General features: G+C 41.0%; 16 protein-coding genes. 6 read left to right on the top strand and 10 right to left on the bottom strand.

Annotated features, from left to right (window positions below):
- Positions 1–410: 410 nt before the first annotated feature.
- The 3 genes from J4N25_RS12140 to J4N25_RS12130 form a co-directional block, all read right to left on the bottom strand.
- A complete protein-coding gene (locus tag J4N25_RS12140; RefSeq protein WP_207422467.1) occupies positions 411–611 on the bottom strand; it encodes a hypothetical protein in 201 nt (66 codons plus the stop codon).
- A gap of 691 nt (positions 612–1,302) precedes the next feature.
- The gene (locus tag J4N25_RS12135) at positions 1,303–2,529 is read right to left on the bottom strand and encodes a TCR/Tet family MFS transporter (protein WP_207422466.1); all 1,227 of its coding nucleotides are present in this window, start codon (positions 2,527–2,529) and stop codon (positions 1,303–1,305) included.
- A 33-nt stretch (positions 2,530–2,562) separates the two neighbouring features.
- Positions 2,563–2,925, bottom strand: a complete 363-nt coding sequence (locus J4N25_RS12130; protein ID WP_207422465.1) for a DUF4180 domain-containing protein — start codon at positions 2,923–2,925, stop codon at positions 2,563–2,565.
- A gap of 136 nt (positions 2,926–3,061) precedes the next feature.
- On the opposite strand from J4N25_RS12130, the gene J4N25_RS12125 reads away from it, so the two are divergent.
- Together J4N25_RS12125 and J4N25_RS12120 are read left to right on the top strand one after the other, a co-directional pair.
- Positions 3,062–5,038 carry an ATP-binding protein gene (locus J4N25_RS12125; RefSeq protein ID WP_207422464.1) on the top strand — a complete coding sequence of 659 codons (1,977 nt, stop codon included), beginning with the start codon at positions 3,062–3,064 and terminating at the stop codon, positions 5,036–5,038.
- A 110-nt stretch (positions 5,039–5,148) separates the two neighbouring features.
- Positions 5,149–5,685, top strand: coding sequence for a pyridoxamine 5'-phosphate oxidase family protein (locus tag J4N25_RS12120; protein ID WP_207422463.1), 537 nt, complete (start codon positions 5,149–5,151; stop codon positions 5,683–5,685).
- A gap of 51 nt (positions 5,686–5,736) precedes the next feature.
- Here the strand turns inward: J4N25_RS12120 and J4N25_RS12115 are convergent, their stop codons facing one another.
- From J4N25_RS12115 to J4N25_RS12100, 4 genes are all read right to left on the bottom strand, one after another.
- Positions 5,737–6,354, bottom strand: coding sequence for a hypothetical protein (locus tag J4N25_RS12115; RefSeq protein WP_207422462.1), 618 nt, complete (start codon positions 6,352–6,354; stop codon positions 5,737–5,739).
- A gap of 59 nt (positions 6,355–6,413) precedes the next feature.
- Positions 6,414–7,346, bottom strand: a complete 933-nt coding sequence (locus tag J4N25_RS12110; protein ID WP_207422461.1) for a 1-phosphofructokinase family hexose kinase — start codon at positions 7,344–7,346, stop codon at positions 6,414–6,416.
- Positions 7,347–7,551: 205 nt separating this feature from the next.
- Positions 7,552–8,850: a M16 family metallopeptidase gene (locus J4N25_RS12105; RefSeq protein ID WP_207422460.1), complete on the bottom strand. Its 1,299-nt coding sequence runs from the start codon at positions 8,848–8,850 to the stop codon at positions 7,552–7,554.
- 23 nt (positions 8,851–8,873) lie between these two features.
- Positions 8,874–10,256 (bottom strand): M16 family metallopeptidase, encoded by a 1,383-nt coding sequence (locus J4N25_RS12100; RefSeq protein WP_207422459.1) that lies wholly within the window; start codon positions 10,254–10,256, stop codon positions 8,874–8,876.
- 71 nt (positions 10,257–10,327) lie between these two features.
- Here J4N25_RS12100 and J4N25_RS12095 point away from each other — a divergent pair, with 71 nt between their 5' ends.
- Entirely contained in the window at positions 10,328–10,579 is a 252-nt protein-coding gene (locus J4N25_RS12095; RefSeq protein ID WP_207422458.1) for a hypothetical protein, read from the top strand.
- A 61-nt stretch (positions 10,580–10,640) separates the two neighbouring features.
- Positions 10,641–11,126 carry a CinA family protein gene (locus J4N25_RS12090; RefSeq protein WP_207422457.1) on the top strand — a complete coding sequence of 162 codons (486 nt, stop codon included), beginning with the start codon at positions 10,641–10,643 and terminating at the stop codon, positions 11,124–11,126.
- A 91-nt stretch (positions 11,127–11,217) separates the two neighbouring features.
- Here the strand turns inward: J4N25_RS12090 and J4N25_RS12085 are convergent, their stop codons facing one another.
- Positions 11,218–11,412, bottom strand: a complete 195-nt coding sequence (locus J4N25_RS12085; RefSeq protein ID WP_207422456.1) for a hypothetical protein — start codon at positions 11,410–11,412, stop codon at positions 11,218–11,220.
- A gap of 75 nt (positions 11,413–11,487) precedes the next feature.
- Between J4N25_RS12085 and J4N25_RS12080 the strand changes: the two genes are divergently transcribed.
- Positions 11,488–12,306 carry an SDR family NAD(P)-dependent oxidoreductase gene (locus J4N25_RS12080; RefSeq protein ID WP_207422455.1) on the top strand — a complete coding sequence of 273 codons (819 nt, stop codon included), beginning with the start codon at positions 11,488–11,490 and terminating at the stop codon, positions 12,304–12,306.
- On the opposite strand, the gene J4N25_RS12075 is transcribed toward J4N25_RS12080, so the two are convergent.
- Complete coding sequence (locus tag J4N25_RS12075) at positions 12,303–12,737, bottom strand: deoxycytidylate deaminase (protein ID WP_207422483.1); 435 nt, start codon at positions 12,735–12,737, stop codon at positions 12,303–12,305. The two genes, J4N25_RS12080 and J4N25_RS12075, sit on opposite strands and share 4 nt — an antisense overlap.
- A gap of 54 nt (positions 12,738–12,791) precedes the next feature.
- The gene (locus J4N25_RS12070) at positions 12,792–14,087 is read right to left on the bottom strand and encodes a sugar MFS transporter (protein ID WP_207422454.1); all 1,296 of its coding nucleotides are present in this window, start codon (positions 14,085–14,087) and stop codon (positions 12,792–12,794) included.
- A gap of 198 nt (positions 14,088–14,285) precedes the next feature.
- On the opposite strand from J4N25_RS12070, the gene J4N25_RS12065 reads away from it, so the two are divergent.
- Positions 14,286–14,900 carry a LysE family translocator gene (locus J4N25_RS12065; protein WP_207422453.1) on the top strand — a complete coding sequence of 205 codons (615 nt, stop codon included), beginning with the start codon at positions 14,286–14,288 and terminating at the stop codon, positions 14,898–14,900.
- Positions 14,901–14,918 lie beyond the last annotated feature (18 nt).

The following is a 14,918-nucleotide window of genomic DNA, read 5'->3' as shown; positions in this document are numbered from 1 at the left end:
AGCTGTTTTTTAAAATAGTTTAAAACAAGTTGATGATCTGCGTGTTAGTGTTGGTTTTCCCCTCAGCAGATCTCCCATTCCTGTAAAACCTATTCCTAAACGAGGGGATTTTGTCCTTTAGTATCATGGATCTTCATTTTTTCTCATTGTTGTCGTTATTACTTTTTTAGTGCTCTCCATCGGACTATCTATGCTTTATCTGTGCTTCATCTATGCACTATCTATGCTCTATCTATACCTTCGATATCTATGAGATATGTCTTTGCCGGACCTTGTTAGCGGCAAAGCGGTATCAAATCCACCACTTGGTGGACTTAATGCCTAATCTTTTAGACAAAGACCAGCTTAACCTGCACATTCTCCCCCCCTTTGTTCAGTTCTCGCTCATACCTTGGTTACCCTTTCTTCAGCTAAACAGGCCGGAAACGGGGTTTGAACTGAACAAGAACTGAAGAAGGACTGAACAAGAGCTGAAGAAATGGCTCACTGAGAAAGTCATTTGTCATCACTTCACCGCCAAGTGCCGCCATTTCGCCGCCAGATACCGCCATCGATTTTCTTGAACGTCTGGTTGTTTTACATTTGCTAAGAAGAACCTTCAAAACCTTCATCCGCCGTTGTGAGCTTCTGTTCAGGGAGGTTTTTACGGAAAATTAGCAGCAAACGCCCTACCTGCTTTTGTACTGCTTCGGATCTCTAGCCATCAGCTTCCGATCAGTTGCGGATAACGTGCGCTGAAACCGCACGTTATCCGCAACTGATAAGCAACTGAACGGAAGCAGACCGCACCAGATCCGAAGGGGGTAGGAAGAAGGTAGGAAGAAGGTTCTCAACCAAAAAAGTCCTTGAAGCCTAAACAGGAATTTAAAAATCCTGGCAGCTGGTCAATTTCCGTCATTCAGAAAGGGGTCAGATTCGGGACAGGTTCGAGGCAGATTCGGGAAAGCCCCCCAATTTTCCGAACAAAGTACCCCCTTTTCCCGAACACTCCCCGAAGAATGTACCCATCCTTCCGCATCTGGTCGCAAATACCCGCAATTCTCCGCAAAACGCCGCAAGGACTGGTTCCTTTGGTAAAAATGCTTCTTGACTTCCTTACATTTGTGCTGTTGGAAATCTCTTTGCTTTAGCCGTTACCTATCAGCAGAGATAATCGGCAACAGAACACAAGAATCATGAAGAGCTTTTGTTAACTAAGCGTTGTATTACAAACTGAGTAGTAAATGAGATTTCTATAATTTTAATAAGAGGATATGAGATAAAGGAATAGTAGGTTCCTATAAATTTACAATCCTGACCCTCCTAAACCTTATGTTTTTTGAAACTTCCTATTGCAAGAAAAACACTAACTAGCATTAAGGACCCACCGATAAAATAAGGGGCTCCCGGAAGATGAACTGGAGCTTTCGGATTGGTGAAATAGTAGAAAACGTAGGTCATTAACCATGGACCGAAGATTGAGCTTAGGGCCATTAAACTTGTTAATCCCCCCTGCAGTTCCCCCTGACCGTTCGGCGGAACTTCACTTGTCATTACTCCTTGTAAAGCTGGACCACATATCCCTCCAAGCATGTACGGTATTAAGAAAGCAAACATCATCCAACCCTGTGATGCTATGCCAAACAAAATCATACCAAGGGCATAAAGTAAAAGTCCTATCCATATACTTCTCTGCTCCCCAATTTTAGGAATAACTAACCTGATTAATCCCCCTTGTACTGCTGCAGAACATAGCCCTACAAAGCCCAGAGAATAGCCTACTAAATCTTCATCCCAGCCAAACTTATACATGGTATAAAAGGTCCATACCGATTGAACAGCATGGCCAGCAAAGTAAACTACAAAAAGACATACCGCCAGACCGGTTACTGCGGGGTACTTCTTTAATTGAATAAGACTGCCTAATGGGTTACAGCGCTTCAACTCGAGGGGACGCCTGAGCTCGGGTGATAATGACTCGGGTAGGATAAAGAAACCGTAAAGAGCATTTAACAAGGCAAGAGCGGCCGCAGCGTAAAAAGGATAATGCACATCCATTTTTCCAAGTACACCACCGATCACCGGTCCAATGATAAACCCGAGGCCAAAAGCAACTCCAATCATTCCAAAGTTCTGCGCCCTCTTCTCAGGGGAACTGACGTCAGCAATATATGCCGATGCCGTGGTGAAACTTCCCCCTGCTATTCCTGCAATGATACGGCCTATAAATAGCCACGTGATTGTGGGTGCAAAGGCCATGAATATATAATCAACACCTAAGCCGAGCAGTGAAAAAAGCAACACTGGCCTCCTACCGTATTTATCACTTAGGTTCCCGATAAGCGGAGAGAACAAAAATTGCATTACAGCATAAGCAACCAAAAGGAGTCCGGAAACTCTTGAGGCATCGCTGATGCTACCGTTTATTAACTTTTCTATTAATCTTGGTAAAACCGGGATGATAATGGCCAGGCCAATAATGTCTACCAAGAGCGTAACGAAAATAAACCCAAGTGCTGATGAGCGATTTCCATGGTTAGAGTGTTTCATAGCTATTCAAAGATAGGATATACGAGTCACACTTTACTTCTTACTCAAAAGCCTCCTTGCCTCCTCCACTGTATCAGTAAAAAATATACGCCCAGACTTATTGCTTTCGAAAATAAAATCTCTCAAGCTTTTACTACTATAAGCTTCAAAATTACCTACTATTGCCAACTGCATCCTATAATTGGAGAATTTTTGCAGGATTTCACCAGCAAGCTTTGTTTCCAATCTAAAGAAGTCCTCCGAAAAATTCTGTTCTTTAGCGATAACCTTCTGCACTCCCAGATATCCACTATTGCCGATCAAATCCAGAGCATCATCTACTGTGTTTATAACCCGCTCGCTTGTTTCAAGTTCGGCGATTTCGCTTTTATCGATAGTTACAATCTTTAATTCCATCTCCAAATAACGAGTAGCACTTCCAATTTGTAACAGTTACTTCGCATTCAATAGTGTTCGCTTTTCAATTATTAAACAAATTCGTTAAAAATACTTTATAGAGCTGTAAAATCGGATAACTTTATGAGGTTTTAAGATGATGAAGGAGTTTTATAAAGAGGAGCAATTTCTTGTTGACAATCTACCCGTGGGAGCGTTTGTAATTGCGGGCCCCAATCAGGTACTAGTAGCCGCAAATGCAGTATTATTGAAGCTATTGAACAGACCCCATTCAATTATCAGTAAGCCAATTTCGGAGATCTTTCCTACGCTAGTTAAGCAGGACTTTGTAAGACATCTTGAAGAAGCATATAAATCTCCAGAAAAAAATTTTACGGGAGAGAGTACTATTAATATAAACGAAAGGGATAACGGGCCACTTTATCTAAGTTATTCCTTGAAGTCGAAATTTAATAATCAAGGGACGGATCAATGTGTTCTGGTTACCGTTATTGACATTACTAATCATATATTAAGTGAAAAAAAACTGCTTCAGGCTGAGCACCGGCAAGCATTTCTACTTAGACTGAGCGATACTTTACGTCCTCTGGCTGATCCGGCACGCATTCAGAAGGAAGCCGCAAGAATACTTGGAGAATATTTGAAAACTTCAAGAGTTGGATACGGAGATGTAGACAAGCAAGAACAACGGTGGTTTAGAACAGAGAATAACTGGACTGATGGATCGGTCCCGCATCACCATGGTGTTCATGATTTGGCGGCCTTTGGACCTGGCGTTCTGGAGGCACTACGCACAGGTGAAAGCCTTGTTATCGAAGATATGCTTAAGGATCCGAGAACAGCGGATCCAGGACTTCAGGCAGCCTTTACAGCTCTGCAATTCAGAGCAGCATTGACAGTTTCCCTCATTAAGGATCAACGGCTAGTCGCAGCTATGTACGTGCACAACAGAGAAGCGAGACAGTGGACTGAGGAGGAAATCAACCTGACCTATGAAGTAGCCGACCGGACATGGTCTGCTGTGCAACGGGCAATGGCAGAACAAACATTAAGGGAATCTGAAGATAAATTTCGTACGCTATTTAATACCATTGATGAAGGTTTTTGTATACTGGAGGTATTGTATAATGATCAAAATGAGCCTGTAGATCTTCTTTATCACTTAACGAATGAAGCTTTCGAACATCTTACGGGGATTAAATCTGCCGAAGGGAAAACCTTAAAAGGTGTAGTCAGTAATGCCGAACAATTTTGGATCGATACCTACAGTAAGGTAGCGGAAACAGGGAAACCAGTACGTTTTGAAAATTATTCACGAGTTTTCAATAAATGGTTTAACGTTTACGCATCTAGGGTTGGTGAAAGTTCTAGCAGGCAAGTTGCGCTTGTATTTGATGATATCACTGAAAGAAAACAACAAGAGCAACTTAAGAATGATTTTATAAGCATGGTTAGCCACGAGCTTAAAACGCCCTTGACTACCCTAAAGGCCCATTTACAACTTTCTGAACGAAGAGCAAGAAAACTACAAGACGATCAAATAGAAACTTCGGTAAGAAAATCGCTTTCCCAAGTGGAGCGGATGAAAAAATTAATTCAAGGATTTCTTGACGTGGGCCGGCTTGAAGAAGGGAAAATACATCTGAATATGAGCAGCTTTGACCTTTCTGACTTAATAACAGAAAGCCTTGAAGATTTTTATTTACTGGATAATACTCATAAATTGAGTTTTGAGCCTATAGGCGAGATCCGAGTGCTCGCGGACAGAGATAAATTGGGACAGGTGGTTAATAATCTGCTTAGCAATGCGGTGAAGTATTCGCCCAAAGGCAGCACAGTGACCATAACGTGCCAATTAGATGATAGCCGTACAGTTACAGTAAGCATACGAGATGAAGGCATCGGGATTAACTCTCAAAATTTGGAAAAAATATTCCATCGATTCTACCGGGTGGAAGACAAGCAAGTGAAACATATATCTGGTTTTGGCATCGGCTTGTACCTATGCGCCGAAATAGTAAAATACCATAAAGGGGAAATAGGAGTAGATAGCCTGGAAGGGAGAGGCAGCTCTTTCTGGTTTAAATTACCCCTGCAGGAGCAAGATTCGTAGAAATCACATCAATTAATTCCAATTGTTCTTATACTTCTGCACACAGAATTTTAATTGCAAATGCAAACAGGTCTATAGGTTTCCAGTTATTAGTTCAAACTGAAATACCTATGGACAGTATAAATCAACAACAGGCTGAAGACAATTTTAAAAACCTGGAAGGAAAAGAAGCGATTGAGAAGCTGAAAGAATTAGTAGAAAAAGCTGAAACGTGCTTTTTCTGTTCTGATATTAAAACCGGTTTACCCTTTTCTACCCGCCCCATGGCTGCTCAAAAAGTAGATGCAGACGGGAACATTTGGTTTCTTAGCAGCAATGACAGCAATAAAAATGCGGAAATAAATCTGGATCCGTATGTACAAGCGCTCTTTCAAGGAAGCAAGCATTCGGCTTTTTTAAGTGTGTATGGCATCTCTGAGATCAGCGAGGACAGATCGAAGATTGATGAGTTATGGGATCCAATTATGAAAACCTGGTTTCAGGGAGGAAAGGATGATCCAAGAATCAGCGTGATTAAAGTAATTCCATCACAATCTTATTATTGGGATACTAAACATGGAGAGGCTGTTTCGTTTCTTAAAATGGCTGCTTCGGTAGTGTCTGGAAAAACGATGGACGATTCTATTGAAGGTGATCTGAAAGTATAAGAAAGAAAATATGATCAGGCAGGGTAGCAATATGCATTCTGCCTGATTACCTTATACCGTTTCTGCTTGCATTTCTTTTGCTAATGCTTCAATCCAGGAATTGAACAGGGCACTTTCTATCTCCACTGCCTTTGTAGCATATAGTTCCCAGTTTTCAGAAAAATTTTTCAGCTCTGCCAGCATTTCTTCCAAATGTCCCTCCTCTTCCAAAATAATTGATTTCACATTAACCTTACTTTTTACATCATCGAGTGCTGCCTGATAAATAGGGTAGAGCTCATCTGCTCTCACTTCTATTGCATAGGTCACTAATAAATACGCCCCAAATTTTAAGTCCTGCCCTGACAAACCTAGCTCAGATTTAAGATATTTACATACTTCCAAATCCAGCTTGTTCAAATATAAGCGACTTTGAGCTGGAGCAATCAGAAAAGGATCTGCATAAGTTAAATATCCTTCAGACAGTTTTGATATCTGCTTTTTTAAATAGTAAGCATGACGGTGTTCTTCTGCTGCATGCTTTAGAATGATCAAAGTAACATCCGTTTTGTGTTCGCAAGCCGAAATCTTTCTGGCACCCGTATTTTCCATTAAAGAAAGCGTGTTAAGCCACCGGCTGTGCAAATCTATATCCCTTACTATTTTATTAATTACCTTCTGTAGTTCCATTTTAAAAAGAAATGGATGCAAATATAGAGGGATAGAGGGAATTACGCTTAAAGGAGTCCCTAATTTTCCCTGCTTAAAAATTCAAACAAACGATCTGCATCCTCCTTCTTGAAAAGCTGGGTTCCAGAGTTCATAGTAGCGGCACTACCACAAGCAACACCCCTCCTCACCATTTCAATAAAATCACCTCCGCGCGCCAGTACTGATACCATTCCGGCTACCATACTATCACCCGCGCCAACTGTACTTAATTTTTTCACAGTAGGGGCAGGAATAAGTTTGGTTATATCCTTAGTAACCAGGTAAGCACCCTGTGGTCCCAATGAAACCACTATCGCTTCCGTTTTCCCCTGAGCTATCAACTGCTGAGCAGCCTCATCAGCCGAATCATTATCAAGTGATTCAATACCAGTAAGGTTGGCAAGCTCGCCGAGATTCGGTTTTAGGAGGAAAACACCTTCCTCTACCATTTGCGATAAAGCATCCCCGGAGGTATCGGCAATGATTTTCGCTCCTTTTTCCTTGGCCACTTTTACGATGTCTCTCAAGAATGATGCTTCTATGCCGGGAGGCAGGCTACCGCTAACAATTATAAATTCAGGAAAAGGAGAAAGACTGTTCAGGGAATTCAGGATATGTTCCTGTTCTTCTCCTGTCACCTCAGTTCCAGGCATTCCAAACCTGAACTGCTGGTTTGTTGAAGTTTCAACAACAATGAAATTTTCCCTTGTTTCTCCCGATACAGATACGGCAAGAGATTGCACATTTTCTTTTTCCAGTAATGATTCCAGTAATTTCCCTGTTCTTCCACCAGAAGGAAAAAATGCTAAAGACTCAAGGCCTAGCCGTCTTAGTCCCCTTGACACATTAATCCCCCCTCCCCCTGGTTCAAATTTCGGCTGATCACATCTTAGTTTTTTTTCAGGAACTAATTTATCGATAGAGGTACTTTTATCTACGGTTGGGTTGAGTGTAATGGTTAAGATCTTCATAAAAAATATGTTTTATAATAGTAATGAAGCTATCAAATGTACATTCTAACTCATTTCGTTTTATGCTGAAGGTACACGATGGTTTCATAAAATCACAGCGAGCAATTACCATGCTTGCTTAACAAAGGTCAGAACAGCAGGAGACTGGTTTTGTTGAAATGAAAAAGGTTCTTTGTGGAACCATCCCTCAAAGAACCTTTATGACTCAGATCTTACTTTTGAAGACCGCTGCATTTTCATTTGCAAGCTTTTGATCTCCAAGGTAGCTCCACCTGATGGTGTTTATATATTTCTTCAAAACGGCGTTCATCTGAGTCAGAGTTACCTTATTAATCCTCTCTGCTGCCTCATCCGCGATCCGCCAGTCGCCCATTACCTCTGCATTACCAAGAGCTGAAGCAATAGCGCTGCTGCTTTCTTCCTTCATATAATTACTTGTAATGAAATTGCTCTTTCCGGAAAGAAGTTCTTCTTCTGCAAAACCATTATCCCTTAAATCTTTCAGTTGCTCGAGCATTACTTCTACGGAAGCCTTAGGCTCTGTAGTACTTACATACATCACTGCATAAGGCATCAGCCGGGTAGTTGTATAAGCATAAGGGGCATAAGACAAATTACGCTTTGTCCGGATCTCTCTGAAAAGCCTGTTACTTAAATGTGAGATAGCTAAACGAAAAGGGAGGTAGTCGGGGCTGTTTAATTTAGGCGCATCGATGCTAGCGGTAATATAATTAGTAGCCAGCTGTCTTTGCTCTACTAATAATTTACCATTTTCTTTCGGACCTGGTAATACCGCAGGTTTGTAAGGCTTAGCTGGTAAAGCAGCAAATGAAGCCAAGATCTTTTTTGTTACTTCTTCCTTCGTTATTTTTCCGACTATTACAATGAACATGCGGTTTTTATTCAGCAAGGTGTTGTAATAGTAGTTTTTCAAATCCAAAGCAGTTAGCTTGCTTAATGTAGCTTCTTCTCCTGTGGGGTTGGTTGCATAGGGGGTTCCCGCAAAAGCATTTTGCATGGTAAGCTGCTCTATGCGGTCGTCTGGATCAGATTCAGATTGCTTTACTCCAGATATGATCTTTTCCTTAAGCATATCAATTTCCCGTGGCTCAAACACCGGGTTTGCTACTGCACTTGCAAACAGCTCCCATCCCTCGTTAAAAAAACGGGAGATACATGTCATACTGATCATACCGTTATCATAACCAGACGAACCACCAAGGTCGATCCCATACATATCTGCCCTGTCACGAAATGCATTTGCATTGTATTTTTTTGTCCCAGCCTCAGTTGTAGCGGCAAGAACAAGGTTTTCCAATCCAGCTTTACTAGTTGGGTAGTTAGCCACCCCTCCCCTGTAATACATATTTACATCTATTACCTCTTTAATGGTAGGTTTGAGAATCACCTTGATACCAGCAACGGTAAAAGAAGTAGTCTTGCTCTGGGCGAAAAGGTTAACGGTGATGAAAAGGAGTAGTATATTGACAAATGTCTTCTTCATTTATTTAGTTTTAATGGTAGAACTTAGTCTGCTTTAAAGTAGGTGTCTGGTTTTAACTGTTGTCTTGCCTCGGCACTGATCAACATTCCAGCTGCATGTGGCTTGTTTTTGATATACTTTCTTACGTATTGTTTCAAGTCGTCCCTATTCACTTTTCGCAGATTATCTACATAGGTACTTAGGTAATCTATTGATGCTGCTGCCCACCAAAACGATATGGTGTGAGTAAATTCGGAGGTGATTTCCTCCCCCTTCACCTGACTGATCTCCAGTTGCCTTTTGGCTGTTTCAATTTGCTCATCTGTGATGTAATCGTCGGAGTCCCACATCGCGATCTGTTTCCTAACTTCAGCCATACACTCCTGTATCCTGTTTGGATTAGGGACAACAAATACGCTAATAGGGCCAGTATGGGCTAGAGTAAGGTATCCAATATTGACTTGCAGAGCCAATCCGGCATCGACTAAGGCCTTGCTGAACTTAGATGAATTTTGATTCATGATGTAAGAAAAAACGTCGGCAGCATAAGTGGCCGGAAGATCTTTTCTAGTATCCGGACCATGCCAGTTCATCATTACCAAGGGAACCCTGGACAAGTTTGATTCGACTATGAAATAATCTGTTTTTTGAAGAGGTTTAAACTCTGGTACAGGCCATCTTTTTGCAGGATCAAAACCAGAAGGAGCCCAACTGCTGAATATAGCATCTACATGCTTAAACACCTCATCGTGTTTCACATCGCCTGCGATCGTAATCAAGGAGTTATTTGGCCAGTAATATCTGTTTTTAATCGTATCCATTTTTGCTGGTGTAGCAGAGCGAATTACCTGGTGGTCTCCAATTGTATTCTTTCGACTATAAAGATCACCCCAAAGACGCCGGTTCATCTCGTCGTTCAATGCAAAGTAGGGATTAGACTCATTTCGCTGGAACTCTCCGTCTACAACTACATTCTCCTTAGCCATCTCCGCTGCGTCGAATTTGGGGTACCTGATTGCTGAGTTCATGAATTTCAACCCCTCCACAAGGTTATACTTTGGTAAGGTGAAATAATAGTTAACTAATTCGTAGCTGGTGGTTCCATTGAATTGAATTCCTAATTCACTTACACGATTTAAAAAGTCTTCCTGACTAGGATAATCTTTATTAGCCTTAAAAAACATGTGTTCGTACAGGTGACTTAATCCATTGTACTCAGGTGTTTCTGTATAGGAACCATTCTTTACAGCAAGTTCTATTGTAGCAAGGGGAACAGTATTATCTTCTACTACCAGTATATCCAATCCATTAGCGAGCTTCCGCTGAAACATATTTGGCGGCAGCTTCGACGCGCTGGTAGTAGTCTGGGCCTGGACGCTTATTCCAATTAAGGCGGCAACAAACAGGCTCGATAGGCTTTTTATCATAGATTCTCTTGTTTTCAGTAAATATATTAGAAAAATTAAAACGCTAAACTATTCAAATTAGTTAAAGAATTATGGCATTAAGCGAAGGACTAATAAAAATATTAAATAAAACATATGAGCCGTTGGCGATGGTTAATTCTGAATTCAAAGGAAATGATCTAGCATTTAAAACCAACGAAGAAGGGCTTCCGATATTACTTTTTATTGGAAAGCTGGATGATAAGGGCCAGATCAAGGGGGAACGATACGCTCGACGACTGGCAAAGGATGCACAAGGAAAAATAATTAAAGACCATTGGGAACTGAAGGGAAAAGCAACATAAGCACTTTTATTCAAACCATCCCCCTTGAAAACCGTTCTCATTGAGAAATTAAGATTAACATATGCCTTCGAAATCAGTTATTGCAGTATGTCATGCATTGCTTGCACAGGAATTAACCATAGCATTTGCAGAAAGTGCAAGCACCGGACGCCTGATATACGATTTTACATCAGTTCCTGAATGCGGACAGGTAGTAAAAGGAAGTATCGTTTGTTATGATAGAAGTGTGAAAGAGCACCTACTGAATATCCCTCCCGAGGTTATAGATCGGTATACTGCAGAATCTCCGGAGGTAACACAGCTATTAGCCGAATCGGTTAAAAGACTTATTCCTGCTGATGTTATTGTAGCAGTTACAGGACTTGCTTCAGAGGGAGGATCCGAAAGTCCGGAAAAACCCGTAGGAACAATGTTCGTGCACGGTTATGTGAAAGATAAGGCCTGGAAAACACGTTTACATTTTGAAGGTACACCTGACGAAATTGTAGCTCAGACCATAGATGCAGTAGGAACTATTCTACTGGAAGAGCTTGGGTCAAATAGCTAAGAGACAACCAAACCATTGTAAAAAAAAAGAAGTTGAAAGGAAACCCTTTCAACTTCAGTTGTAATTTTACTTAAAAGTATGTTTTAGCCGGTTATGCCCTGGCTCCTTTTACAAATCTTTTCTTTGTTACTTTTTTAGCTGAAGCCTGACTATCAGAACACTCTACGCCAAACCAACCACCATGTGCAGTATATTTAGTTTCGGGAACAGGACGAGTTACTTCTGACGATGAAGCATTAAATTTCATTAAACTCTCCTCTAACGACGCTGGCACAAAATTTCTCATAGTCTATTGTTTAGTTAAATTCTTATTAAAACAAGTCTACATAAACAAAAGTTATTCCAATAAACCAATCTCCAAATGAAAGCAATTGCTGAACAGACAGTTTTAATTACAGGTTCAACCGACGGCTTAGGTAAAAATGTGGCTTTAAAGCTTGCGGAGCAAGGTTCAAGAATAATTTTGCATGGAAGAGACCCGAAGAAAGGTGAAAAAACTTTAGAAGAAATTATCAAACTATCAGGGAACGAAAAGATAAAGTACTACAATTCAGACTTTTCATCACTGCAAAGTGTACGGGATTTAGGAGCAGCAATACTAAAAGAGTATCAAAATATAGACATGCTGATCAATAATGCAGGCATTTATCTAAAGGATGATGTGAGGCGTTATAGCCAGGATAAATTTGAACTAAACTTTGCTGTTAATTACCTGGCACCCTTCCTTCTTACCCACCTGCTGATACCCGCTCTTCAACAGAAAGAAGTGACAAAAATTATAAACATTTCTTCGGGAGCGCAGCACGAACTTGATTTCGACAATGTAATGCTTGATATCAACTACAACTCCCGAAAAGCTTATGCGCAGAGTAAGTTAGCTCTGATCATGTTTACATTCACACTTGCCGGACAGTTGAAGGATACAAAAATAAGAGTGAACGCCTTACATCCCGAAAACCTTATGAACACTAAAATGGTTCTTGAGGTTTTTGGCTCAGCAGAAACATCAGTTGAACAAGGTACAGAAGTAGTTCTCCACGTGAGTACATCTCCTGAAATAGAAAATATTACTGGTGCTTACTTCGACAAAAAAGAGATTGCTGAAGCACGTGCCCAGGCCAATGACCTGATGGCAAGAGACAAACTTTACAGACTTAGCAGGGAATGGGTGAAAATCTAAGGACTTGCAGGCTCGGCTTTAATGGCCTCTACCCCAAACTTATTTAGAAAGTCTACCCCCTCATCCGAAGGTAGTCCCTTATACTCTGCATAGGAGTTTTTATAAATTACCTTTTTTATACCTGAAGAGAAGATAAGTCGAGCACAAGGTAAACATGGTGAAAGCGTAACATACAAGGTACAGCCTTGTAGATCTGATCCATTCTTACTTGCGTACAGAATTGCATTCTCCTCGGCATGTAAAGCTAAGGAACAACTACCACGGGCATCCCTGGGACAGCCCGCATCCGGCCATTCCTCGTCGCAGTTATGCGTTCCGGCGGGTGGACCATTATATCCGATAGAAATTATGCGTGTATCTTTCGTAAGAACCGCTCCTACCTGAGCCTTTACGCAATGAGATCGCAAAGCCAGATCAGATGCCAGGTTCATGAATATCGAGTTGAAGGAAGGCTTACTTTTCACTTTTGAATTTAAACAAAGGTATTAATTTCTCGGCAAGCCCACTTTGTAACCTTTGGCAGCAAAATAATAAATATACAAATAACAAGGAACCATAATCCAATAGGCTTTTGAAACTGCTACTGCCTGGCCAAAATGCGTAGTTAAATATTCAGAGAATTTCCCGTAAAAAAGAGGTAAAATAGCACCTCCGGCAATAGCCATAATCAAAAGTGCCGACCCTGTTTTAGTAAATCGCCCCAGACCATTTATAGCTAAGGGAAAGATTGCTGGCCACATCAGGGAATTTGATAATCCTAGAAGGGCCAGAAAGAAAACAGAGGCATAACCGCTGGTGTAAATAGTAGCCACACTAAATACTACCCCACTGATGGCACATATTTGAAGCGCCTTTTGCTGCGACAAGTACTTGGGCATGGTTGCAATCCCAATTACATACCCTAATAACATAAATGCGAGAGTTCCCTGGGTAAAGAAACGGGAAATTGATAACGGAATGCCAATTGCCTTGCCGTAACTGATAATTGTATCTCCTGCCATTACTTCTACGCCGACGTAAAGAAACAATGCAAGTACCCCCAGCCATAAATGTGGGAAGTCAAATATGCTGCTCTTCTGTCGAACTTCTGTGGATACTTCCACTTCTGCTTCATCTTTAATATCAGGAAGGGATGACCTCATTATAGCAATGGCAAGAAATAGTAATACAGCAGTCATTATGATATAGGGAACGATAACCCTGGAAGCCAATTCGTCAAGAGCACTAGCTCGCGCTGCTTCAGTCATTTGGGCTAGACGTTTCTCTATTCCATCCGAGTCGCTTAAAGCAATGTACCCAAAGATCAGGCCTGCAATAATACCGGCTACTTTATTACAGATCCCCATGATGCTAATTCGTCTGGCTGCACTTTCGGGAGGCCCAAGTATAGCTGCGTAAGGATTGGAGGCAGTTTGTAATAATGCCAGTCCAGTTCCTATGATAAATAGGCCGACCAGAAACATGGGGAAACTTCTAACGTTTGCTGCAGGAACAAAAAGTATCGCACCAACTGCCATAATTACGAGTCCTAATGCCATTCCCTTCTTGTATCCGGTTCTACCCAGTACATAAGATGAGGGGAGGGCCATAACCGTATATGCTATAAAAAAGGCGGTAGCAACAAGGTACGATTCGGTATCAGACTTCAGCTCGCAAGCTATTTTAAGATAGGGTATCAGTGTCCCATTTAACCATGTCACAAATCCGAAAATAAAAAACAGCGCTCCTATGATTATAATGGGATTAGACCCCGCACCTGTTTGCGCCTTTTGATTTTGCATATAGTTAAGTTAGTTTAAAATTCAACAAGCAATATAATTATAATGGAGTAAAAAGCAACAACAAAAGTAGAGGCTGCAGGTTGAATAGGATAGGCTTTTCAAACTATTGTGGAGGTTTTATAATAGCCTAAATTTATCTGATCCTTGTTAATTACATTAAAAGTCGGATATTCGCAGATTTGCAACGGGCCAGTATATATGCTTGAATCGATTTTATCTGGTATTGGACTTGGAATAGTGCTGTCTTTTGCAACGGGACCAGTTTTCTTTGCACTGTTAAAAACAAGCATAGAAAAGGGCTTTCATGCCGGAATGTGGCTCGCAGCAGGAGTGGTTCTTAGCGATTTTATTTATGTCGCACTGGCAATTTATGGATCCTCCTTTATCAAGTTTGAAAGCCAGTACCGCGTAGCTATTGGGATTACAGGTAGTGTAGTTCTTATTGGGATCGGCTGCTATTATTTGTTTAAGAAGGTGAAGATCAATTATCAAAATACAACTTCCACTAAACGGAACACAGGCTATTTCTTCAAGGGATTTTTAATGTGCATCTTTAATCCGTCTCTCCTTCTCTATTGGGTAAGTGTTACTAGTAGCCTGATCTCCGTTAAAGGGAAATTAGAGTCTGAAGAAATTATCCCATTTTTCGGGTGTATCCTCCTTACTCAATTCAGCATGGATACACTAAAAGCCTATTATGCTAATAAGTTCAGGTATCGTATTAAAGAAAAGACTATTATTCTTCTTAATAAGGTGGCTGGGTGCCTTATTCTGATCTTTGCGCTCAAGCTGATCTGGAGCCTTGTGATGTAGAATAGAAAGAAGGAGTGA

This window comes from Desertivirga brevis (assembly GCF_017355835.1).
Note: the sequence above shows the minus strand (reverse complement) of the source record. Positions and strands in the feature narration are given on the sequence as shown.